The organism is Candidatus Zixiibacteriota bacterium (assembly GCA_021159005.1).
In the GTDB taxonomy this organism is placed as follows: Bacteria; Zixibacteria; MSB-5A5; order UBA10806; family 4484-95; genus JAGGSN01.
Window position 1 is genome coordinate 1 of sequence record JAGGSN010000118.1, and the last position, 24,095, is coordinate 24,095.

Annotated in this window: 23 protein-coding genes; 4 read left to right on the top strand and 19 right to left on the bottom strand. The window is 42.5% G+C overall.

Annotation, left to right across the window (positions count from 1 at the left end):
• From J7K40_07610 to J7K40_07645, 8 genes are all read right to left on the bottom strand, one after another.
• Positions 1–296: hypothetical protein (locus J7K40_07610; protein ID MCD6162264.1), on the bottom strand; the 296-nt coding region annotated here is incomplete at its 3' end.
• Between the two features lie 299 nt (positions 297–595).
• On the bottom strand, positions 596–2,050 hold the full coding sequence (gene gcvPB / locus J7K40_07615) for an aminomethyl-transferring glycine dehydrogenase subunit GcvPB (protein MCD6162265.1): 1,455 nt from the start codon (positions 2,048–2,050) through the stop codon (positions 596–598).
• Between the two features lie 3 nt (positions 2,051–2,053).
• Positions 2,054–2,914 carry a tetratricopeptide repeat protein gene (locus tag J7K40_07620; protein MCD6162266.1) on the bottom strand — a complete coding sequence of 287 codons (861 nt, stop codon included), beginning with the start codon at positions 2,912–2,914 and terminating at the stop codon, positions 2,054–2,056.
• The gene (locus J7K40_07625) at positions 2,901–3,263 is read right to left on the bottom strand and encodes a DUF2007 domain-containing protein (GenBank protein ID MCD6162267.1); all 363 of its coding nucleotides are present in this window, start codon (positions 3,261–3,263) and stop codon (positions 2,901–2,903) included. Before J7K40_07625 ends, J7K40_07620 begins: the two co-directional genes overlap by 14 nt.
• On the bottom strand, positions 3,263–4,597 hold the full coding sequence (gcvPA, locus tag J7K40_07630) for an aminomethyl-transferring glycine dehydrogenase subunit GcvPA (GenBank protein MCD6162268.1): 1,335 nt from the start codon (positions 4,595–4,597) through the stop codon (positions 3,263–3,265). Before gcvPA ends, J7K40_07625 begins: the two co-directional genes overlap by 1 nt.
• On the bottom strand, positions 4,597–4,977 hold the full coding sequence (gcvH, locus tag J7K40_07635) for a glycine cleavage system protein GcvH (GenBank protein MCD6162269.1): 381 nt from the start codon (positions 4,975–4,977) through the stop codon (positions 4,597–4,599). The genes gcvPA and gcvH overlap by 1 nt, the downstream gene beginning before the upstream one ends.
• Complete coding sequence (gene accC / locus J7K40_07640) at positions 4,974–6,356, bottom strand: acetyl-CoA carboxylase biotin carboxylase subunit (protein ID MCD6162270.1); 1,383 nt, start codon at positions 6,354–6,356, stop codon at positions 4,974–4,976. The genes gcvH and accC overlap by 4 nt, the downstream gene beginning before the upstream one ends.
• 238 nt (positions 6,357–6,594) lie before the next feature.
• Positions 6,595–6,735, bottom strand: coding sequence for a hypothetical protein (locus J7K40_07645; GenBank protein MCD6162271.1), 141 nt, complete (start codon positions 6,733–6,735; stop codon positions 6,595–6,597).
• 33 nt (positions 6,736–6,768) lie between these two features.
• Between J7K40_07645 and J7K40_07650 the strand changes: the two genes are divergently transcribed.
• The 4 genes from J7K40_07650 to J7K40_07665 all read left to right on the top strand — a co-directional run bounded on the left by J7K40_07650 (position 6,769) and on the right by J7K40_07665 (position 10,881).
• The gene (locus tag J7K40_07650) at positions 6,769–6,930 is read left to right on the top strand and encodes a hypothetical protein (protein ID MCD6162272.1); all 162 of its coding nucleotides are present in this window, start codon (positions 6,769–6,771) and stop codon (positions 6,928–6,930) included.
• Between the two features lie 243 nt (positions 6,931–7,173).
• Complete coding sequence (locus tag J7K40_07655) at positions 7,174–7,914, top strand: ATP-binding cassette domain-containing protein (protein ID MCD6162273.1); 741 nt, start codon at positions 7,174–7,176, stop codon at positions 7,912–7,914.
• Entirely contained in the window at positions 7,907–9,091 is a 1,185-nt protein-coding gene (locus J7K40_07660; GenBank protein MCD6162274.1) for an ABC transporter permease, read from the top strand. The genes J7K40_07655 and J7K40_07660 overlap by 8 nt, the downstream gene beginning before the upstream one ends.
• The gene (locus tag J7K40_07665; GenBank protein MCD6162275.1) at positions 9,088–10,881 is read left to right on the top strand and encodes a SpoIIE family protein phosphatase; all 1,794 of its coding nucleotides are present in this window, start codon (positions 9,088–9,090) and stop codon (positions 10,879–10,881) included. Before J7K40_07660 ends, J7K40_07665 begins: the two co-directional genes overlap by 4 nt.
• A gap of 330 nt (positions 10,882–11,211) precedes the next feature.
• Here J7K40_07665 and J7K40_07670 read toward each other — a convergent pair whose 3' ends face one another.
• The 11 genes from J7K40_07670 to J7K40_07720 all read right to left on the bottom strand — a co-directional run bounded on the left by J7K40_07670 (position 11,212) and on the right by J7K40_07720 (position 24,082).
• Positions 11,212–12,048, bottom strand: a complete 837-nt coding sequence (locus tag J7K40_07670) for a hypothetical protein (protein MCD6162276.1) — start codon at positions 12,046–12,048, stop codon at positions 11,212–11,214.
• The gene (locus J7K40_07675) at positions 12,045–14,096 is read right to left on the bottom strand and encodes a hypothetical protein (protein MCD6162277.1); all 2,052 of its coding nucleotides are present in this window, start codon (positions 14,094–14,096) and stop codon (positions 12,045–12,047) included. Before J7K40_07675 ends, J7K40_07670 begins: the two co-directional genes overlap by 4 nt.
• A 19-nt stretch (positions 14,097–14,115) precedes the next feature.
• Entirely contained in the window at positions 14,116–15,072 is a 957-nt protein-coding gene (locus J7K40_07680; GenBank protein ID MCD6162278.1) for a hypothetical protein, read from the bottom strand.
• Between the two features lie 11 nt (positions 15,073–15,083).
• Entirely contained in the window at positions 15,084–16,529 is a 1,446-nt protein-coding gene (locus tag J7K40_07685; GenBank protein MCD6162279.1) for a hypothetical protein, read from the bottom strand.
• A gap of 248 nt (positions 16,530–16,777) precedes the next feature.
• Positions 16,778–17,677: a PASTA domain-containing protein gene (locus tag J7K40_07690; GenBank protein MCD6162280.1), complete on the bottom strand. Its 900-nt coding sequence runs from the start codon at positions 17,675–17,677 to the stop codon at positions 16,778–16,780.
• A gap of 23 nt (positions 17,678–17,700) precedes the next feature.
• On the bottom strand, positions 17,701–19,323 hold the full coding sequence (locus J7K40_07695) for a hypothetical protein (protein MCD6162281.1): 1,623 nt from the start codon (positions 19,321–19,323) through the stop codon (positions 17,701–17,703).
• 31 nt (positions 19,324–19,354) lie between these two features.
• On the bottom strand, positions 19,355–19,774 hold the full coding sequence (locus J7K40_07700) for a GPW/gp25 family protein (GenBank protein ID MCD6162282.1): 420 nt from the start codon (positions 19,772–19,774) through the stop codon (positions 19,355–19,357).
• A gap of 31 nt (positions 19,775–19,805) precedes the next feature.
• Positions 19,806–21,653 (bottom strand): hypothetical protein, encoded by a 1,848-nt coding sequence (locus tag J7K40_07705; GenBank protein MCD6162283.1) that lies wholly within the window; start codon positions 21,651–21,653, stop codon positions 19,806–19,808.
• 61 nt (positions 21,654–21,714) lie between these two features.
• Positions 21,715–22,128 carry a hypothetical protein gene (locus tag J7K40_07710; GenBank protein ID MCD6162284.1) on the bottom strand — a complete coding sequence of 138 codons (414 nt, stop codon included), beginning with the start codon at positions 22,126–22,128 and terminating at the stop codon, positions 21,715–21,717.
• A gap of 22 nt (positions 22,129–22,150) precedes the next feature.
• The gene (locus tag J7K40_07715) at positions 22,151–23,587 is read right to left on the bottom strand and encodes a hypothetical protein (protein MCD6162285.1); all 1,437 of its coding nucleotides are present in this window, start codon (positions 23,585–23,587) and stop codon (positions 22,151–22,153) included.
• A 39-nt stretch (positions 23,588–23,626) separates the two neighbouring features.
• Entirely contained in the window at positions 23,627–24,082 is a 456-nt protein-coding gene (locus J7K40_07720) for a type VI secretion system contractile sheath small subunit (GenBank protein MCD6162286.1), read from the bottom strand.
• Between the last annotated feature and the right edge of the window lie 13 nt (positions 24,083–24,095).

A 24,095-nucleotide genomic window follows, 5' to 3' on the forward strand; every position in this document is an offset into this window, starting at 1 on the left:
ATATAAATGGTATCGGGCGCAAAAGGATGTATTGCAATAACGCGCATGCAAGAGAATATATTTCCGTTATCAAGGTGGTTCCAGCTTTCGCCGCCATTCGTTGTCTTATAAATGCCGTTTTCAACTGTGCCTATATATATGATTTGATTATCGAAAGGATGAATGGCTATTGTTTTAACGCTTGAGCCATAAGGACCGTTTGTCGACCAACTGTTTTCATCGGAATAACCATTTGTAAATAATATTCCGATAAACAAGGTGACCAACAGCCAATTTCTTATGATTTCTTTTTTCATATAACAACAATCCCAGCCTTTTACCCAAGATAAATTATAAGCACTTGATTACGCTCAATCCTCAGGTGATAATATCTTTAGCAATTATTCTATTGTAATAGTAATAAAGCAAATCAATGTGGAAATGTCAAGAGAATTTTGATCAGATTGCAGTCAATTGAATGTCGAGCAGAAGTTGGTGCACGAGGACGTACACCAACCACAATGAGGAATCTGTCAGAAGCAACTTCTGACAGCACGTTTTAAAAGAGGGCGTATGCAATACGCCCCTACGTACAATTCAATGTTAGTGAAAATTCCTACCAGCAGACATCGAGGTTTCTTGCCGCTAATGCTTCATTGAGACGGCCAACCGGCGTTGTCGAGGGAGCCGATTTGACTATCTCCGGATTCTCCCTCGCCTCTTTGGCAATCCGCTTCATCACCTCGATAAAATAATCCAGCGATTGCCGGCTTTCGGTTTCGGTAGGCTCTATCATCATCGCCTCATGAACGATAAGCGGGAAATAAACTGTCGGAGCATGCATGCCAAAATCGAGAATTCTCTTGGCGATATCATAAGTTTTGACGCCGTGCTTAAGCTGTTTGTCGCCGGAAAGGACAAACTCGTGCATGCTTTCGGTATTAAACGGCAGGATGTAATCATCCTTAAGATTCTCTCGCAAATAATTGGCATTGATAATAGCCGCCTCGGCTGTTTGCCTTAATCCCTCAGCGCCGAGTTTACGAATATATGTATATGCGCGGATTGCCACAGCCGTGTTGCCATAAAAGCCATGCACGCGTCCTATGGTGTCCGGGCGATTATTATCAAGGTAATAAGATAAGCCGCCCTTTTTATCAGTTTTTCTGCTGATAACCGGTGCTGGCATAAATGGCTCTAAACGCGACTTAATACCAAGCGCGCCGCCGCCGGGGCCGCCGCCGCCATGAGGAGCGCTGAAAGTTTTATGCATATTAAAATGGACTATATCGAAATCCATATCGCCGGGACGCACCAATCCCAGTAAAGCGTTCAGATTGGCGCCATCCATATAGAGCAATCCGCCGCAATCATGCACAACAGCGGCTATTTTTTCGATTTCAGTCTCAAATAAGCCAAGCGTGTTGGGATTGGTCAGCATAAAACCAGCTGTATCACGGTCGCAGACTGCGGCTAATTTGTCAACATCCACTAATCCCTTATCATTCGATGGCGCTTTGATAACATTAAAGCCTGCCAGCATTACAGATGCCGGATTGGTGCCATGAGCGGAATCGGGAATAATGATATTCTTTCGAGAGTCTTTATTTTTCTCATGATATGCCCGCATCATCAAAAGAGCGGTAAATTCGCCATGAGCGCCCGCCGCCGGCTGAAGAGTTACGCTATCCATTCCGGAAATAGCCGCTAATAGATTCTTCAGTTCATACAACAGTTCAAGCTCGCCCTGCACATTATCAACCGGACATAAGGGGTGAGCCGAAGTAAAGCCCGGCAGATTAGCGGTTAGCTCATTGACACGGGGATTATATTTCATAGTGCATGAACCAAGCGGATACATACCTTTATCTATATGATGGTTTTTAATCGAAAGCGCCGTAAAATGACGGACAACTTCCGGTTCGGACAGCTCAGGCAAATTTGGCGCCTCCTCGCGAAGAATCGAAAGCGGCAAGATTGATTCAGGCCCTTTATAATTATCCGGAAGTTCCGGCAGCGAGAAGCCGGTTCTGCCCGTAGTTGACATCTCTGCTAATAGTTTATCCGACAATGTTTATATCCCTTCCTTGAGAACTTTTTGAAGCTCTTCTATTCTATTGGCAACCCATTCAGCATACTTGCCGTTCGGGTAATCATATAAGTATTTTTCAAAAAGCTCCATCGCTTTTTTATCATCACCCTTCTTTTTATAGCAGTATGGGATTCTTCGTATAGCATCCTCAATTTTATCGGAATCGGGGAAGCGGCTAATAAAATCATTATAACTTTCAATCGCTTTAGAATATTCCTTTTTCTCGGCATATATTCCGGCAATTTCAAGCGTTGCGTTTTCAACGTTAAAATTGTCCTCAGGGCTTAGCCTGACAACATGGGAATAATATTCTATTGCCAAATCCCAGTCTGAACGATTACGGTATTTTTCAGCCACAATCAGATGGTACTCGATTTTATCGGGTTCATCAGCCAGACGGACGAGGTAATCCTCAAGCGTTTCGCTGCCCTGAAGGTAGAGTTGGATTTCATTGAAAAAATCACAGGGCGGATAATATCCCACCAGACGATCAACCTCAGCACCATTTGACAGAAATAATATTATTGTCGGGTAAAACGACACGCCAAAATTCTTAGCCAAAAGCGAGTCTTTTTCGACATTTATTTTAACGAACACCATATCTAAGGACATCTTGATAACGATACTATTAGTATAGGTAGAATCATCAAGCATTTTGCTCCAGGGGCAGTTTTTAGTATAAAATTCAACGACCATCGGCTGCTTATTTTTTGAAGCGATTTCTTTAGCCGCTGTAAAATTATTTATAAACTCGATTTTTTCCGGCGCTTTACGCGGTGAATCGCAGGCAAAAAACATTATCCCGGCAAGAACTATATATACCGCAAGTTTAATTATTTTCATCAGGCCTCTCAAAATCAGGTATTATTGTTTCGGCGATTTCAACTGCTTTTTTTAAAGCTGATTCGGGAACGAAAATTTTTATGCCTTTCATCACTCTGTCTAAAGGCATATAGCCAGAAAATGTTCCCATACGCGATTTAGCAAGACAGGGTATGTTCTTTTCTTTTAACGCTTCTTCCAGCATTCCGGCGCTAACTATATCGTTAGTCTGGCAGAGCAAAACTATTTTACTGTCAAAGTTGTAATCTTCCTTTTTATCTGGCGGCTTTTCGATTAGTTCGCAATCACAATCAGAGCATCTGGTATTCCCCAAAGGATATTCCGCGCCGCATTTAGGACAATATAGCATCACTTCACCTTTGATAAGCGAAATACAAGTTCATCAATTTGCTTAAATGTAATTTTTTCAGTTGCAGCAATCATCAGGCAACCTTTCAAACCTATTTTATAGCTGTTTAAGTCAAGTCCGGCGAGTATATTATATTTGCCGAGGTTCTTAATAATTTTCTTGGGTTGTATAGGAGTCTGAACAACGAATTCTTTGAAGAAAGGCGCGGCAAATTGGAGTTTGAATCCCGGCAATTCACCTATTTTCTCAGCGGCGTAATGAGCGTTTATCAGGCATAATTCGGCAGTCCTTTTTATGCCCGCCTTGCCTGTAACAGCCATATAAATAGCCGAAGCCAAAGCGCACAATTGCTGATTTGTGCAAATATTAGAGGTGGCTTTTTCGCGTCTTATATGTTGTTCTCGTGTTTGAAGGGTTAACACATAGCCTGTTTTGCCGTTAGCATCGGTAGTTTTTGCAACCAGCCGTCCCGGCATTTTGCGGATAAGTTCCTTCCTGACGGAGAATAACCCAAGATAAGGTCCGCCATAAGACAGCGGTAGGCCAAGCGGTTGTCCTTCCGCGACAGCGATATCTGCGCCCAATTCGGCAGGCGATTTTAAAATCCCCAGCGAGATTGGATCATAGGATTCAATCAGCAAAGCTCCGCAGTTTTTAATATCACTGGCAGCCTCATCGATATTTTCAATCAAGCCAAGGAAATTAGGGTTTTGGACAACAAAGGCGGCGGTATTATCGCTAAGTTTATTGCGCAGGAATTCATAATCAACGAGACCCTCGGCAAAGGGAATAGTAATCAGCTTAATATCTGTTCCCGTCAGATATGTTTTTACAGTTTCAATATAATTGGGATTAACAGTGGCGGCTACCAACGTTTCTTTTCGTCCGGTATGCCTGGCCGCTAACAGAATAGCCTCGGCTAATGCGCTGGCGCCGTCATACATTGAGGCGTTAGTTACCGGCAGGCCGGTCAAATTGCTGACCATAGACTGAAATTCATATATTGCCTGGAGAGTTCCCTGAGCAGCCTCTGGTTGGTACGGTGTATATGCAGTTAAAAACTCCGAGCGCGATATCAAGCTGTTTATAATTGCCGGCACATAGTGGTCGTAGGCGCCGGCGCCGGCGAATACGGATAGATATCGTTTGTTTTTTTCGGACAGTTCGGTTAAGTGATTGATGAGTTCATATTCAGAAAGCGGTTTTGGAATGTTAAGATTATGATTATATCTTATCGATGCCGGTATATTTTTTATTAAATCCTCGAAACTTGAAAAACCGATGCTTTTAAGCATCTGGTCAAGTTCGGTCTGTGTATTAGGTATGTAACTCATCAACTCTGTCCAATAAACTCCTTATAGGCCGCAGCATCAAGAAGTTGGTTGAGTTCGTCTTTGTTTTCAACCTTAACTTTTATCATCCAGCCATCGCCATACGGATCAGAATTCGCAATACCGGCGTCGTTTTCGAGCAAATCATTGACTTCTGTAACTTCACCGGTCAATGGCGCAAACAAATCTGATACAGCCTTAACAGCTTCAATCGTGCCGAAAGGCTGCATAAATTCGATTTTACTGCCGACACTCGGCAATTCTACGAAAACAACATCGCCAAGTTCGCCCTGGGCATAATCAGTAATGCCGACAGCAGCAATATCTCCATCAAGCTTAATCCATTCATGTTCCTTGGTATATAATAAATCCTCGGGTATCAAATTACCTCCTCGCCTTTGGATGTTTCCTTTTTTGGGGAACCATTTATAAATTTATCCACATAAGAAGTATCGTAATTTCCAAAAATGAAAATCTTATCTTCAAAAATATCCTTATAGAAATCAATCGGTGTAGGAATTCCCTCGATAATAAACTCATCGAGAGCGCGTCTCATTCTAAGCATCGCCTCGGTTCTGTCTTTGCCGTGGACTATAAGCTTGGCTATCAACGAATCATAGAATGGCGGCATATCATAGCCGGCATAAGCGTGAGTATCGACTCTGACTCCCAAGCCGCCGGGCGTATGAAATGTTCTGATATTGCCGGGCACAGGCATAAAATTACGGGAGGTATTCTCGGCATTTATACGGCATTCTATAGCATGGCCGGAGAATTTAACATCTTCTTGAGTATAAGACAGCCGGTTGCCAGCGGCAATGCTAATCTGTTCCTTAATCAGGTCGATATTAGTAACCGCTTCAGTAATAGTATGCTCTACCTGTATCCTGGTATTTACTTCCATGAAATAGAAGTTTTTATCGCTATCGACAAGGAATTCGACAGTGCCGGCGCTTGTGTAGCCCGCTTCCTTTACTCCTTTAATAGCCGCTATACACATTTTATTACGCAATTCATCAGTAATAGCAATTGAGGGCGACTCCTCAATCAGTTTTTGATGACGCCGTTGAATAGTGCAGTCGCGGTCGCCAAGATGAATTACATTGCCATATTTATCCGCCATTATCTGTATTTCCACATGGCGCGGGTTGCTGATAAATTTTTCGATATAAACATCCGGGTTGCCAAAAGCAATATTTGCCTCAGCGCGAGCCATTTCAAGCGCATTTTTTAATTCATCAGGCTTGGTAACCATCCGCATTCCGCGTCCCCCGCCGCCCGCCGAGGCTTTGATTATAATGGGATAATTTATCGTTTTAACTATCTCAACAGCTTCATTGTAGTCATTAATTACGCCATCCGAACCGGGAACTACTGGCACACCGGCACTCTCCATAGTTTTTTTAGCTAATGCTTTATTGCCAAGAAGCTGGATTACCTCCGGCGAGGGACCAATAAATGTTAGGTTGCACGACTGGCAAACTTCAGCGAAATCGGCGTTTTCGGCTAAAAAGCCGTAGCCGGGATGAATAGCATCGGCGTTTGTAACCTCAGCCGCCGCAATAACCCTTTTGGCATCGAGATAACTCTCTGTCGGCGAGCTGGGACCGATACAGACATCTTCATCCGCAAAACGCACGTGCAGTGAATCGCTGTCTGCCTCCGAGTAAACAGCCACCGTTCGGATACCAAGCTCCTTGCAGGTCCTGATTATTCTAAGGGCAATCTCACCGCGGTTTGCGATGAGAATTTTTTCAAACATTTTTCGCTCCTGTTATTAACGCCGGATTGACGATTAAACAACCTCACATGTTTTCAGGGCTGTAATATATATCAATTGAATCCATCCTGTCAATGTTTTGTATAAATAAGCGGCAGTTTGGCGTGATTTTTATGTTGGCGCTTTTAGGACATATATCAGCTATAAATTTCGGATTTTCTGTAAGGTTTTACGGTGAAGAGGTGTCCGACTCAGGCGGATTGACCTGCACGCAGCACAATTAATACATATAGTTATAATGTCGGGTTTTTCCCCGCCGCGGCGGGTCAGAACCCGACCTACCATACTGAATTTTCCGAGTATTCCAATAATATGAAACAGCTTTAGCTACCTCATCATTGATATTTTCAATTACTTCCATTAAAAACCTCTTGCGACTGATATTGACAGAAATGTGTATCGGTTTTCGACTAACGAAATAAATCCTATTCCCTATTTCTATCCTGCTAAATATATAGTAGTTTTTGCCCGCTTGGTCAATGATATAATTACCCGGTTGTCAGAAGTAACTTCTGACAACACCGGAATAGCAAAACAAATACGGTATGAAATCTAACGCGGCGGAATGCCATCGCCGTAATAGTCAAAACCGCAAATCCGCCTCAGGCGGATTGACCTACTATGCTGGCAACACCGAATTAATGTTGGTTCACGGGGACGTACACCAACCACGAAGCGCTGCATCCCCTCAGGATGTCGTCCTCCTGAGGCGGACTCCATCTTGAGGGATAAAACGCCAATCACACCAACAGCACGCTTTACATTGACTATCGCGCCCAAATAGCATATACTCAAAACCATGATAAAAGCACATGAATTGAAAAAGATATTCACCGATAAAAAGCGCGGTGAAATTGTCGCAGTCAATAAAGTCTCTTTCGAAGTGCATCCCGGCGAGATATTCGGACTTTTAGGGCTAAACGGCGCGGGTAAAACCACTACTCTGCGGCTTCTTGCGGGGCTTTTGAGGCCAAATTCCGGCACTTGCTATATCTGCAATATTAATGTAGCTGCCGAGCCTGAGAAAGCTAAAGCGCGGTTAGGTTTTCTTACCGGCACAACCGGACTGTATGGCCGTCTGACAGCCGCCGAGATGATTAAATATTTCGGCAGGCTCTACGGGCTTGATGAAAACAGTGTCAAGAAGCGGGCGAATGAGCTTATGGAAATACTGAGCATGACCGAATTTGCCAACACTCGTTGTGATAAGCTGTCATCGGGAACCAAGCAGAAAGTGTCAATCGCCAGAACAATGATACATGACCCGGATGTGATTATCCTCGATGAGCCTACTGCCGGTTTGGATGTTATCTCCAGCCGGGCGGTTATCGAGTTTGTCAGTACGGAAAAGGCGCGCTCTAAAACGATTATATTTTCAACTCATATCATGCATGAGGCGGAAAAGCTTTGCGACCGCATCGGGATTATAGATAAAGGCAGAATAGCGGCAGTGGGAACACCATCCGAATTGAAAGCGGCAACAGCCTGTGTCGATATGGATGACGCCTTTGTGAAACTTGTTGGAAACACTTATGAATAATATCAAGATTATCTATAAAAAAGAGCTTTTGGATACCATCAGAGACAAGCGCACAATTATATCGATGATCATTGTGCCGATTTTATTATTTCCCCTGCTGACTTTAGGCTTTTCCTCGTTTGCGGCTAGTATGGTGAAAAAATCGACAGAGGAAACTCATAAAGTAACGGTAATCGGTAAAAACTTTGCGCCGGAGCTTTACGCCATTATCGACAGCTCATCGAAAGTCGAGATAGTCGAGGTTGATTCGATAGAACAAGCTATCAACGATAAGATAATCAGGGCGGCGCTGGTCATACCGGAGGATTTTGCCGAGAACACTGAGGCGATGGATTCGGCATCCCTGACAATTGTTTACAACGGGACAGAGTCAAAGTCTGATTTTGCCGCCGCTAAGCTTCGCGATTTTGCCCGTGAATACCGCACCAATATTGTAGATAAGCGGCTTGCGGAATACAAGATAGACCCGCAAATTATTAAGCCATTCCTGATAATGAATAACAATATCGGCGAGGAAAAAATGGGCGCTTTTATGCTTTCGATGTTTCTGCCGTATGTAATTATAATGCTGAGCATGATAGGCGCTATGTATACCGCGATAGATTTAACCGCCGGCGAAAAAGAGCGCGGCACGCTGGAAACAATCTTAGTCAGCCCTATTCCTCGCTGGCAATTGGCGACTGGCAAGTTTTTAACTATTCTGACAACTTCGCTTGTCTCGACAATTTTAGCGATATCAAGCATGTCTGCAACTATGTCATTTGGCATCATGTCTGCCGGTCCTATGGCTGAAAATGTCGGGTTTGATATTACTTTTCAGATGATATTCGTTATCCTGCTTATGATGCTGCCAGCCGCCTGCCTGTTTTCGGCATTGTTGATGTCGATTGCGATTTTCGCTAAAAGTTTCAAGGAGGCGCAAAGCTACACATCTCCTTTGATGATTATTGTTATCCTGCCATCGTTAGTGTCATTTATTCCAGGCATCGAATTGAATTTACAATTGGCGTTTGTGCCTATAGTTAATATCTGTCTTGTAATCAAGGAATCGCTGATAGGCACTATTGAATGGCTGCATGTGTTTATTGTATTCTTTTCGACATCAATATATGCGGCATTTGCTATATTTATAACTCACCGTATGTTTGAGAAAGAAAGCGTTATATTCAGGTCATGAGTGAAAATTTACCGGAACATGATAAACAGCCGATTGACTCCTCGCTAAATAATGCCGGCAAACGGTCGGTGGAACATCTGCTTATAGAAGCATCGCATATCCTTAATCATAATCTTGAACTGGAAGCTTTGCTGAAAAATATCCTGAATATTTTAGCTGAATATCTTGATGCTGAAGCCTCCGCAATTTTCATTGAAGGCACTGAAAATAAAAAGCCCGAGCTTTATATATATACATGTATTGAAAACACAGTCTCCCAATTGGATTCAGCCGCTATTGATAAAGGTGCTTTTTCTATGGTAATAGACAAGAAAACACCTTTGATAATCAATAAGTTATCTCCAACCGAGCATCTAAAAGAGATGGTGGACCGCAAGCTTAATATTTCTACACATAATCTTATGGCAGCTCCTATCATTCGCGAAGAGACATTTATAGGAGTCATCGAGGTATTTAATAAAAAAGAGGGGCATGATTTCAACACAAACGATCTGGAAATAATGGATGCCCTTGGCGAGCAGATAGCCTTAGCCATTACAAACGCAAAACTCATCAGCCGGGCGCAAAGAAAATCGGCAGAAGCACGCAGTCTCTATGAGGTGGGCAAGCTGATGTCGGGAGCTCTTGAGCTAAAAAACCTTCTTGAACTGATTGTCTATCAAGTCAGCCATCTGGTAAGTGTTGATGTGGCTACTATATATATTGTTGATGAGGACGGCTCAATCAATGAAATAGTTTCTCAAGGCGTACCGGAGGAGTTTAAACCCAAGCTGTCACTAAAAATAGGTCAGGGGATTTGCGGCTGGGTCGCCAAGACCGGGCAATCACTGGTACTAAACGATGTCTCAAAAAACAAGCAGTATATCCAGATGCGACCTGAAACTAAAAGCGAGATTGCCGTACCGCTTATATCAAGAGATAAAGTGATCGGGATATTCAATGTTGAATCAGACCTGCTTAACGCCTATACCGACTCCGACCTTAATCTTTTGGAAACATTCGCCAGTCAGGCGGCTGTTTCTATCGAGCGAGCGATATTGTATGAGCAGGCTATGGAGCAAAAAGCGCTTGAGGAGAAACTTGCGATTGCCAGACGCATCCAGCAAACTTTCCTACCTGAGAAAGACCCGGTAATACGCGGCTTTGATATTGCCGGTGTAAATATCCCCTCGGAGGCGGTTGGCGGCGATTATTATGATTTCATTGATATTGTCAAAAACCAGATAGGCATCGCAATTGGCGATGTTTCCGGTAAGGGCATCGGCGCAGCGCTGATTATGGCGGCGTTCAGAGCCTCGCTTATAGCCGAAATAAGAAACAACTATGCTATCAGAACGATATTTGCCAAAGTAAATTCATTGCTGTATGAATCGATTGAACGGGAAAATTATGTTACTGCCGTTTATGGTGTTCTTGATTCTAAGAACAGGGTTTTTACGTTCTCCAATGCCGGCCATAATCCGCCGTTATTATTCAAATCGGATGGGAAAATAATCGAACTTACCGAAGGCGGACTGGCTATCGGCATGTTTGGAAACTCGGTTTATGAAGAACGGCCTGTTTATATCAACAACGGCGATATGCTTTTGTTTTATACTGACGGTGTTACCGAAGCGCAAAATTACAATGATGAGGAATTCGGAACAGACCGGTTGAAAAATATAATTATAGAATCGAAAGACGAAAGCTCTCGGGCTATAATTAATAAGGTTGTGGAGGCGGTGCAAAAATATAAATCGGCATCGAATCAGCTTGATGACCTTACTATGATATTGTTGAAATGTCAGTAGGATAGGTTAGCTTGCATAGTTTACAAACCATAACATTTACTCTTCTGTCATAACTGTCGGAAGTTACTTTCGGCAGCATAAAAATAGTTGGTACACGAAGACATACACCAGCCGCGAAATACACTCCCGGATTTTGAGTTGAGGTTTATTATAGCAAACAAAGAGGGCGTATGCAATACGCCCCTACGCGCAGTGAGTATATTATTTTAATACTTGAGTTATTGCTTTGCCAACAACCTAAGAGCGTATCTGTCTGAGGCGGATGCCCCTTAGCGCTGGTGTATATCAAGCGCAGGTTTATTGTAAAAATATTAACTGTAAAATCTGGGATTATTTTGTAAAAGGCAGAGGCTCGCTTAGCGTTTTTATAACGCGTCCGAATTTTTCTCGTTTCAAATTGTCAAATATAGCTCTCAGATAATCCCCAATTTCTTTTTGCCTATCCCCTATCATGTCGAATTTTATTTTTAGCGGATCATCCGGGATGCTGGACCTTCTGTAATAACAGCCTATGCTATAATCAAGATTTTTTTTAAAAGCGAAAGTTGTCATAGCAATCTTTGACTTTATCTCAAGAGGCAGCAGCTTTAACAGATAGTAAATTATTTCCTCGGCAGTGCGGACATGGTTGTTCGATATATAATATATCTCCCCGCCCGAAAGTATTGTGTGAAGATATTCAAACATCGAATCATAATATACCCGCGGTATTTCAGACAGATCTGACGGCGGTATGGAACTCTTATCGAGAAATATGGTCTGGCAATTGCTTTTCCTTGTCCAGGCAGTCAGGAATGTTCCCTGCGATTCTAGCATGAAAGGATTGAACTCCAGATACCTGTAATCATCCTCGGATAGTATCAGCGCATGCCTGACAAGAGCGCCCTCTCTGCCAATCTGGTCTTTTCCAGAATTAATGACCTTAACTACGGCTATTAGTTTTTTATTATTTGCTGATTTGTTTTTAAGCGGAAACTGGTTTAATGATCTTTTAAATTTCAGATTACGGCAATCGCCCCAGCTATTGCAAAATTCTACAATCTCCTGCTGGGCTTCGGGTGAAATACCCGATGTTTTACCGACTACCTGCTGACCTCTACGGCTGTACGAAAAGGCTCCGTAAACCATGTTCTCTATGATTATGTTTTTAGAAACGTTAAAACTCAATCAAGCTTATCCTTGAAGAGAGAATAAAATTCCGACAACTCGAATTTAAACCGGATATCAACACCCTCGCGGGCAAAAGGTATTTGTTCGCCATCCATACTCAAGATGAAATAACCCGGCTTGAAACTGTAGCTTTCCCTGTTTACATCGCCCTGATACAAAATAATGGCGACATTTTCATCACCAGCAACAGGCACGCGGATAGTCTTATCGTTATCTAAATCATCGATAAAACCCTGAGGAAATCCGGGAGCATTATCAAACGAAACAGTATAGCCATGCTCGCCGCCCGAAGCGCCGGTAACAGTAAAAGGAATTTTAATACCGCGCTGAATCCTCGAAACACCGTTTATGTATTTTTGTATCTTGTTAGAATATCTTTTCATCTTAGGGTTATCCGGATTATCATCAAGAGTTTTCTTAAACTCGAGAAGCTTGGCCGGAAAACGATCGGGAGTATCGCCCAGCAGATAATCGAAATCCTGACGAGCCAAATTGTCATAGAATTCTTTTCTCAGCTTCTTGTACTCATTGACTAATCCCTGGGTTTGAGATACTTCCGCTACAGAAGGCGCTCTTTTAATCCCTTCGCGCTTTTCAGCGATTTTGGCTTTTGTTCTATCTTTATCTCCGGCGTTATTTAAGGAATCTGCCAAGCTGTCGGCTAAATTAAGGTCGGCTTCTATTTCGCTCAGAGAGGCGTTATACTTGGCTGTATCAGCACCTAAGGTTGATAGTGTCTGAATCTTGCCGTCTAAGGACGAAAGAATTTGACTTATCCTGCGGTTTAATTCGCTTTTTGCTTGGGATGAACCTCTGTTTAAATAAAGTTTGGATTGCTCCAGAGCTATTTCACTGAACTCGCTGAAAAAGTTTCTCACTATGAATAGATTGCTGTATCTTTTATAGGCGTTTCCCGTGCTCCTGTTTATAACTGAAGCTGTGCCTGTATACTGGCTGATTTCTCTGAATAGAGACCTGGTTTTCACATGGTTATAGATATGACCAAAGGCGACAATATCAACGATCAATAATATTATCAGGGCTGTCCATTTAAGGATACTTTTATAAACAATAGCCCGTCTGTAGGCGGCGATTCTGGATATCGCCCATTGCAAGGGACTGCTTATGCCAAGAGGCCGGAGGTCTTCCGGCGGCACTTTGACTTTATCGCCATCCTCGTCGGTGATAGTTTCGGGAGCATTGCCGGTGGATGATATAAAGAACACCTGATAATCGAGCGTGCGGGTGATTAGCGGTTTGAAAAACGACTCCAAGCGATTGAGCATTTTTTCCACTTCGCCTTTCCAATCGGGTCGGCTGGTGATGTTTCGTTGTTTTAGCACGCCTCTTAAAAAGCCGGCGAAATTCATAGCCCGTATAAAACCGGCGCCTTTACCAATCAGCATAGATTGCTCGGCTGATTTAAAGCCCGGCATCTCATCCGCTTTGGATATAACGAGTCCAATCGGAATTTTCAACTTCTTCTCAACGCTCGATAACTGGTCTATTAAATCGGTAAAAGAAGCGATTCTATTTGACCGTTCGCCTTCGTTTTTAATCGCCTCCGGGTCGATAAAGAAGAATACGCATTCGCAATCTTTAAAGTATTCTACCAATTCCTGTTTGTCATCGCCGCGGCTGTCGATATAAACCAACTCACCGGAATAGTCTATGGTGTTTACCGGGACGATTTTATTTTTACCAACCCTAATCTCGAAATTTAATTTTTGTTCGCCAGTGGAAAGCGGCGGGAATCGCCTTGCAGAAATGTTTTTCCCTGTTTCAAGATCAATGCCTTTACCGCGCATCAGATTGAATTTTTCTTCCAAGATTTCTTGAGTTTCACCGAGCGCCATTATCTCGAATTTGGGGGACTTTTTGCTGAAAGCATATACTATGGTGAAAAATACGGTTTTGCCAACGCCTTTATGACCATACACGCCTATCCGGAAAATCGATTTGTCGACTTCCTTTCCTTTGCCTGCGGGAAGGTCGACTTTTTTCTTTAATTTGGCGGCACTTTTAAATATTTTTAATATACTCATATTTTTTTCTCAAATCAGACTAACGCTGTTTAACTTCTTCAATTCTCTTTTTAAACTCGACAAACTTTTTATCCTGATATTTCCCCATCACCTGAAAAACAGCGACTAAGAATACAATCAATGCTAAAAAAGCAAAAACAAAATAAACGAAATTACCGCGGCTTTTAGTAATCACAAACAGGACATACCGGGGAGCGCGAAATATTCCCATAACAAAACGAAAGATGGCAAAGAAAAGCTGTTTGAACCGTCCCCAGAAAGGAATCTTGGTTTTCAGATACTTCATTTCGAAAAGGATGTCGCGATATATCGGGTTGGAATCAGCCATTTTAGCGAAAACTTTGTACTCCGAAAGCTTATATTCGGGTGATTGCTTGTCTTGCATCAACTGGTTTGAACCTTTATTGAGATGCCGTCGCCGCAAGGCTAAAAACAGCTGCGAATGCTGAATTGTTTCCAACTTATCAAGGATTTGATACGCCGGATCTTCGAGAACATTAGGATCATTGTTAAGGTTTTGGAGTTCGGCGATTTTTGTTAGAAAATAGAATCTCAATTCTTCACAGCGCTTTAACAAGCTGCGGTCAAGCAGATGAACTGCCAGTTCAAGTTCCAAATAATCGATATCGGATCTTTTCTTCCGCAGCTTCAGGCAAAATCTGTATGCTTCCTGGTATTGCGCCGCCATCGGTATCAGGATAGGAAACATAGTCGCCAGAAGATGCGAGGTGATGTACCGTAAATCTGTTCCGCCCTGCGGCGAGTTAAACGCCACCTTATCGAATTCGAAGAGAAGGCTGTCATCTACGCCCTTTATTATATCAAGATTATTTTGGTCGCGCACCAATTTGAGATGCGAAAGGACGTTTTCAAAATAGTTAATGAACTCATCAACATCAAACTTGCGTCCGGTCTCGTATTCCTTAACATAATTGAATAGGATATTTATCGCTTTATGTCGTTCATATTCTGCCAATTGCCGCTCCATTAATAAATGTAAACATTTACCATTTCCGCTTTAATATCTTTTAAATCCTGCGGGTTGAAATTCCCTCTGACATTTAAGTTTATAGTATTGATTGACGGGTCTGCCATATCATCCATCGGTTTCAGCAAAAGATTGCCCGGCGAGCCTTCCGCATCGATATAAACAGGGTCCATCCGTCCGGGAATATTATTATCATTTAAACCAATTTTCACCATAATATATCTATAGTCAACGCCTCCCAGCAACTCCCGATTCAGGCTGATTAACACATCCCTTGAAACCATGCTTTCAAAACCATCAATTTTGATGGTTACTCCATCCCGTTCAATGTCGCTGGCAATTTCCCTGAATGGCTGCAGGTTGTATTCCCTATTGCGATATGACAGGATTTTACCGATTTCTGTAAGCGCTCCGGCAAGCTTTCTCACCAGACCTATAAACTCCACAAAATCCGTCATAAGCAAAACAAGCTTGGAAGTTAGCTGACCTAAAGCGTGATGGTTGTATCCGGCGCTGGTAAATTCCTTGGCTCCCTCGAGGAAACGATTTAGGATTTTATCTCCTTCATACTTTTTCTTCAATGTAATTGCCGCATCCCGATATGTTGCAAGCATGGCCTCTACAGTGCCAAAAATTTGCTGATAAAACGAGATGAGATTATACGGCGGCGCAGGCAAATCAGGGTCGGGATGAACTTTAAGCTTGCCGCCCAGATTTAGCGATATGTTAGCCAGCATATCCTGGAACTGTTTGTGGTCGATACCGAATTTACCGGGCTTGTCCTGCATCACCGAGATAAATGACTGATAACCTTTAGCCGCTTCCTGCTGGGCAAGCAGCATCAAGCCGGACAAGCGGCGGCATTGCTCGGCAAGCAACGGATGAGCGCCAATTGTAGTGCATGGTGGAATAAAATCAGCATGAAGGTCTGGCCTTTCATCCTCGAAATAGATTTCGCCTATTTTAAGGCAATCGGCGGGATCGATATTCAACAGGTTGCCGGTGATTAAATTATATTCAAAACCGCGATACGGTTGTCTTGTTGGTTCATCATCATCAGAGGGCATCCCGACGCCTATTTTTGTATTTTTCGCCCATACATACACCGGGATTCCATCGCTGCCGGCTGTCTGTATAGGTGAAGATACCAAATTATTTTCAAACTGCTCGTCTATTTGTATTAACTTGCCGCTTGCTGTCAATCCCATACATCTCGAAAGAACCACCACCCAATCCTGTCCGTTAAAATCAACCCTTATTTCTAAGGAGGAATCTTCATCGGCAGAAGCTGGAGTCAATCCAAAATGCTGAATGCTATGTTTAATAGTCCAGTGGTTTAGCGATTCGAAATATCTTTCCTGGTCTATAAGATGGGATGCGTTAACCAGCATGCCATCTTCCCAATTGACAGAAAGAAACCTTTTTGATTTATTCAGATCATCCATTTATTCACCATTGTTTTCAGGATTATCAATCCTCCCAATATTTGCGATTATGAAGGATAGTTTAAGTTGAAATATTTGTCAATTATTTTCATTATTTATTATTACCAGCAAAAATGTCGGGTTTCTCCCCGCTGGTCGGAACCCGACCTACAATTATGTTGTCAATTTTTTTCATTATTTATTATTACTCAGTTTGGCGCTGTATCCCGGTAAAAATGTCGGTTTTCTCTCGCCGGTCGGAACACGACCTACAATTTGGCGCTGTATCCCAGATATGCTTCACCGGGGATGAATAGAATCTCGTCGGAATCAGGCTGGATATGCACTTTATATTCCTCAGCATAACCCGGCAAGCATAACTTGATTATAGTTATAAGAAGTTGATGTTTTTTACCGCCGGGGATGATTTCTTTTATTTGTTTCATGTCTTTAACTTTAAGAGTGATAGATAATATCGGATTAGGGTTTTTATATTGTTTGCCAAGATACATTTTTTTGCCAAGAATACAGTTGGACATCAGCCTGCTCGGCAGATTTTCGGGCAAATCTTTGGTTTGAAGATTATTAAATGAAACGCTGCATTTAAGTCCTAAAACAGATTCAATATATACTTTTAAGGCGCTTTCAGTGCCCATAAATTGATATAGCTTTGGCAAAACGAAACCGATAATTTCCGGATTTATATGGTCGTTTTCTTTTTCCGGCAGCGACAAAAAAGAACTGAAATAGTTTATAAAATTTTCGGATAAGTATAAACCGGCATAAATATCCCTAATCCATTCCAAACGGCAAAGCATTTTTAAACAAGCGCTGTCAAATATTGAGAAGAGCATCCTTGCGCCTGTTTGACTGCTAAAGTTTTCGGCAAAGAAATCATCAATACTTGACCTTTGGCGGTTATCGGTAAAAAGATCCGGCATAAGGTCGCAGATACTCATCCTGTTGACCGCCAATATAATATTGCTTTCCGATGATACAATTTCGCCGGGATCAGGGTATTGGTTCATGATATCACCCTTGAACCTGCTAAATTCTCCCAACGGATAAACAAAAATATCTTTATCGGGAACGCCATTTTTTCGCAAATATATATAAGCGTCTTTTAAAGATTTGGACTTAGCTTCCGGACGCGATTTAAAATCAGGCATCGCAAATGGTGTAAAAGAGTCGTTCACCTTAAAAATACCGCTTTAACAACTGTTCCCATCGGACTTCTCGCTTCCAAAAATTTTTGCAATCTTGTCAAAAACAGCTTGCTTTCCTCTGCCGGTTCAAATTTATGGCCGCCTACATTTACCTCAATGCTTACACATCTGAACACAACACCGTTTCTGATAGTTGAACCAAGTGCGGCTTTGGCCGATTTGACTCTATTGTCAAACGTGACCGTAAGGGATTCATAATCGGATGACGTTATAGCCCGATTGTGCGACCTTAATACATGAGGAAAAGCGGCTATCATATCATCGAAAGTTCTGGCATTAACCCCGCCTTTCGTAGCAGTAAGGTTAATCACGGTTTCTATTCCCGGATGGGGATTATACAGCGAATCGATATTTCCGGCGGCGATACCATTGGCGGCTTGCCCTGCTGATGTTTTAAACTCAACCGAGAAGCGGTCGGGATCTGTTTTTCCTTCCGGCGGAATAATCAGCATCTGCAATTGGTCTTGATTGATTCTGGGCAAATATCTGCATCCGGCATCAACCTCGGCAGCGGCTCCATAAACATTAGAGTATTGACGGCCGCGGTTATCTGCGATGCTTATTATCTCATATATTTCCTTGGCCGGAGATTGAAGCTGAAACGACATGGCTCCGGGTCCGTGATAGAAGAAGTTTTGTTTCTGAAAATGAGAGTTAATAGCCACTAAGCAATTCGTCGCCGCCAGTTCAAAGGTATTAATAAGGTCGGAAGTTATTCTCATATCGGAATCTATTTTAATCCAGTACAGCGGTTCAAAATCATCCCAGAATGTATCCTCCTGACCTGAGAATGATTGCCGCAATTCGAGCGGCGGCGCGCCGACTGCGCCCTTGGGGATATCGAAAAAACAATCGCTATATTCTTCAATATGCTCATGAGGGAAATAGTTATGACCCCAAAGCGAGATTTCCGGATTTACTTTTTTGCTTTCGATATTCTTCAAGTTTTCCCGGACTGTAAACTCGGGTTTGCTGAAAATACCGCTTTCAGTTGTAAACCTCCATCGACCCCATCTTAAAATGCCAAGCAGTTCGGGGGATGATAGTATAAACAAATCGGAGGCTGGGAATTTTATATCATCGCCATTAAGTTTGAGGGCAATGTAAACACAATCTTTTTCATCGACATTAGATTCAACGCTTGCCGTATCGAAATCGACAAGAAGATGGTTTTTCCCCGACCATTGCGGGTCGGTCCAGAGCACATGAGCGCCGTCAGCATTTTTTGATAGAGCCGCAACCGCCTCAATCGGCAGCAATGTTTTCGATTCGGCCGGTGAAAGATAAAACGTAACGCTGGGCTTCACAGTGGTATTTGTCCAACATGCCTCTGTCGACTGGTCAATAGTAGTTTGACTTGCACCGGTTGTATATTTCAATATAGTTGATGATGGTATAGGATGCAGTAAGCCATCAAAGAATATTCGGCAAGCAAGGTCTCTGATAATTATCTCGGAGATATTGCTAATGCCGTCATTGATTTCTTTAAGGCGATTAGACATAGCCTTAAACATCATATGGATCACTGGATCCATTTGCTGGGCAGAGGTGGAGAAATCAGGCCATATACGGCGGGCGTCATTAAACATCCGCTCGAGGATTTCCTCCTGGGTTAAATCCTCAACCCATTCTCCCTGGAAATGGCGCTCGATAGTAATCCTCCTTCAGAGTTTTCTCAAGTTTAAATTTCTTGCCGGTAGCGGCAAGCGTCGCATTGATTTCAATTTTTAGGGGCTTCGTGCCTGAGGCTGCCGATTTTACGCCTCCATGCACTTTAACCGAGATATTATCAAGGCGCGGTTCGCTTTGCTCTAAGGCAGCTCTGATTGTTTTTGATAAATCTTCTTTTATTGCGCCAACTTCTACCAATACTTTGCTTGGGTCCATTTGAGCTGTGCCGAAATTTTTATCGCAAACAGATGAACCTTTAGGTGTTGATATAACGATTGAGACAATTTTTACAACTGAATCTTGAATAGACGCTGTTTTAAATCTGTCGCCATTAAACTGTAAGGGCAACTTTAAATAAATATCTTCCATTTCAAGTAATACTGGCCGTTAGTTGTTATCATTAATTAAGCTGTATGACAGCTCCTTTTACAACAACGTTTCCACTGGCATTTATATCCATGGCAGCTGCTGCTTTCTGGACTAATTTGCCGTTTGATTTCATATTTAGCTCTTTACCAGCCTCGATATTAATTTTATCGGCTTTTAGCGTAAGGGCAGTTCCCGCTTCAATAGTAATCGCTTTTTTTGAAGCATCCAGCGAAATAGTGCATGACGACCCTTTGGTTTCCATGCTGATTTTTTCGCTGCCGCCTTTGCCATCTAAAACCAATTTGGCGCCATCGGTTTTAACCGCAACCGAATATTTTTCGGCATCCTTAGAGGCATCCATAATCATCGAGCAGGAATCGCCTTTGGTTTTGATAGCAATCTGTTCGGCATCCTTGTCATCTTTGATCATTATTTCATTGCCGGATTTGGTATATATGGCTTTTACCATATTCTCGTTGTGATAGACATCATCCTTGGGAGGCTGTGAACCCTCATAAACCGAACCCAAAATAAAAGCGTTTTCCAAATGGCGGCCGCGTATCGCAACCATCACGTTGTCGCCTAATTCGGGCATCAGCCAATTACCGTGAGAACCGTTGTCATCCGAACCCGCCTGCGGCTGACATACCCTTATAAATGGCGACTCAACATTTTCCGCCCCTTGAATATCCCAAGGGAAGCACACTTTAGCCCGGCCGAGTTTTTTACCTTCGGGGTCATCAATATCGACAACCCAAGCCTGTTCGGTTAAATGAGCCGGGAGTTGGTTTACCGTGCAGTATGGACAGGCAAGGTCGCGAGCGACGCAATTGAATTCGCAATCATATTTGCCGTCTTTGTAGTGATGTTTAACACGGGTAAGAAGATATAAACCATCAAATCCTTCTTCGCCGCGTGATTCGGTAACTTTTGCCTTTGGAACCCACTTTACTTTCAGACATTTCCCTGAATGCAAGCCTAAGTGTGATGTTTTGCCATTAGATTTAACAAGTTTAGCATACGACTGCTTAAGCGCTTTTTGCACTTTCTGGTCGATGTCTTGCTGGGAGATGGGATTATGAGGCATTACTATCTTTTCCTGAGATTTAGATAATTTCTCTGATTCGCCGGCGATTTTTCCCAGCGGCAAAGAAGATTGCGCAGGATTGGGACTGCTTGCCTGAAGCAAGCTTCCCTTAATGTAATCAAAGGCGCTGCTGTCAATACTTTTTAATCTTGTAGTATCAAGTTCTACAGTAAATTTTTCGAGGTTATTTGCCTTTAATTCGATACTTTCATCGGGAAGGTCTTCAACCACATTGAAGTTAAGGCCGTCATAATATGCCCACCAGCCCTCTAAGACCGCAATATAATTAAGCATTTGATATGGAGTATCTCCATAAGCAAGCAAGCCCGGATGAGTTGTACCGCCGGAAGCAGTAACATTGGAGTTGGGCAGATTTTCATCGGCAACAAGGCTATTAATAATATCGCCTGATGATAAATCCAGCCAGGTTCGATACATTTTATTGATATCCATCATTATAGTCGGGCTGTAGCCTTTAATAATAATATTACCAAGGCTATCCACGCTGCTTGAGAAATTAACGGCAGAAATAATTCCGATAAATCTAACTTCATCGGCATCATCATCAGACTTATCCGCGGCAGTAAATTTAATGCTTATAGTTTTGGAAAGCCAAGCGCTGGCATTTTCCTCTAATGAGCTTCCGTAAATTTGTTCGAGTTCATGCCGGCGTCGAAGCTCAAGTGTAAATTCATGATGATTACCGAGCACCTGATGCAGATCAATAGATTCGACAACGGGGCTCGGTACATCTTTATTATCGATTTTTAATTCAACTTTAACCGATTTCATCAGCTAATCCCATACAAATAAAAATCGGGCGGAAATTATAACCGCCCGATTCGGTTTTCACCTACATGATGTCTTCCCAATTGCCGTCGAGCATGCCATCTCCAACTTCAACTTTCTGAGCGGAGATTTCAAATTCCTCAAAAATCTGGTTCGATTTACTCTGATCGAAATCAGGGTAGATTTCCTTATAGCTTGTTAGGAAACCATCGGTCCAGATTAATCTTTTCATTTCCTGACCATCTTGAGGGTTTTTGAAAACAATTTCACCGCCTTTGAAATTATCGGTGGTTGATTTGCATGCCCAGCGGAAAAGGGTGTTGGTGCCATCAGCTTCTCTGACAACTTTTATTTTTGCCAGCCTGGCTTGATCTGAGGGTTTACCCCTTACATCTTTGGATGTATAAACTTCGTAGGTAACTGCTTTGACTTTCGGGATTCTTTCGCCCTCGATAAACAAATCGGGTGCATGAGCCATAATAGACCTCCTTAAATATGGTTTAACTCATTTCTGTTTCTGTGAAATCGCCATCTTCCGACTGCTTGGCAGTAAGATAAACATCGAACTGCCTGACAGAAGTAAATGGGGTAATATTCAGCTTAACATCGATAATATGTTTAGCTCTTTGCTCGGGCGTTGATGTTACCGCGAGTTTGAAATCGCTGATTAATTTCCCTTTGCCAGAATTGGCGCGCACAAAGTTGAAAATATCGGTTTTTACTCTATCCAAAAGAGAATTATCTATCAGTTTAAATGTTTGCTTGTTCAGATAATGGCAGACATTTTTGGATATATAATCGGCAGTTCGTTTGGTAGCATAAACATCATACGATTCGCCTTTAAATAATGAGCAATCGCCTAAGAATCTGACTTTGGCATCCCATAGCACAGATGGAATAACGCCTTTGTTTAAAAATTCTTTGGCGCCAACCGCTCGGTCAACTTCAAACCGCGATGCTTTCACAGAATCAGCGGAACCGTACTGGTAGCCGGCGCTGGGCTGCTGCATGCCAACCCTTTCATCCTGAGCATAAACCAAACCGGCAAGAACGGATGACGGCGGCAGCCATAGGTCTTCCTCCTCATAGCGGTTTTTAGGTCTGCCCAGCACCCAGTTGGCAACAACCGACATATGAGCTTTTTCGGGAGTAGAGCCAGCCAAACCCTCAAGACCCGGACCGTTCATTTCATCCTGAGCTTCCTCAAAGGTTTCGTAATTTGGCAAATCCGTGAACACATGAACCTTGTTTTCCTCGCCGAGTTTGGCAAGCTTATCCATGTTTGGTATATCCTCAAGGAAACCGGGGACAACCATAATCGAATAGCAATCTGTAAGACTGAAAGCTCTGAACGGTTTTTGAACAAAGCTGGCAAGTTCGTTGAATGAATCGGAGTCGGGGTCGGTTAAATCCTCTTTGGAAACATTGGAGAAGAATACATTAACAGGGTCGCCGGATGGTGAACTGCAGGAGTAAAATTGCTGAATTCCTCTGTATGTAGTTTCAAGCTGATTGATTTCTTCATAGATAGTTGTCATATTGCTAATAATATTTTCTTCAAGATTCTGAGCCTCTAATATTGCCGTATTGCGAAGGTCTCCGACATCTTCCGAATTCGACAGCATTTTATGCCACATTTTGAGACGGCGAGTCATAATTTTTCTTGATGATTCAAATTGAGGTCGGGTTAAAAATTTATGCCGCTGGTCTTTCTTTTTGGGATTTAGCATAGCCAAACCAACCATCGCTTCGCCGGAAGAGGTTTTTACCTGCGGGAACAGTCCTTCTACCTTTTTTAGCGGCAATTTTACTTTTTCAAATTCGGAAACCAATTCAGTAATCCGAGCCGCGGGATCGCCAGCTGCCCCTGCCGCTTGTTGAGTTTCAGCCGCTTTATTTGATTCTTCGGCAGGCTGCATTTTTTCTTCTTCAGCCATTAAATTTCCTCCACAATATATTTAATATAAATTTCCAGTTTATGATTCAATTGAACCGCCAAGAAGTTCAAGGTTTTTTTCAATTAACTCTAAAAACAGTTTCTTTTTATTGGGATCGGCAAGCAGTTTTTTTAGCGCCATATTTTTATTTAGCTGTTTGGCGAAGTCGTCAAGAATATCCTTATCCATATTAGCCTCAGTGAGCGTTTCGGATTGAGCCATGATACTCTTAGGACTAAAATCATCCATTTTCGTAAACTTCAGATTAATAGTTTCCTCGCTGCCGTCTCTTGTGTTGATACTAACTTCCTGTTCCGGCTTGAAAGTTTCAAAGACATTTTTAAGAGTTTTGCATTTTTTCGGTTCAATTTCGCTGTCTTCGTTGTTTAATTTGCCAACATACAAAGTTTTGTTGGTTGGCAATCCATCCATAGCTATGGCACCGGAATCCTGTTTGATTTCCTCTGCGCCAACATGCGGTTTATTTTGCGCCATGTTTCCTCCAATA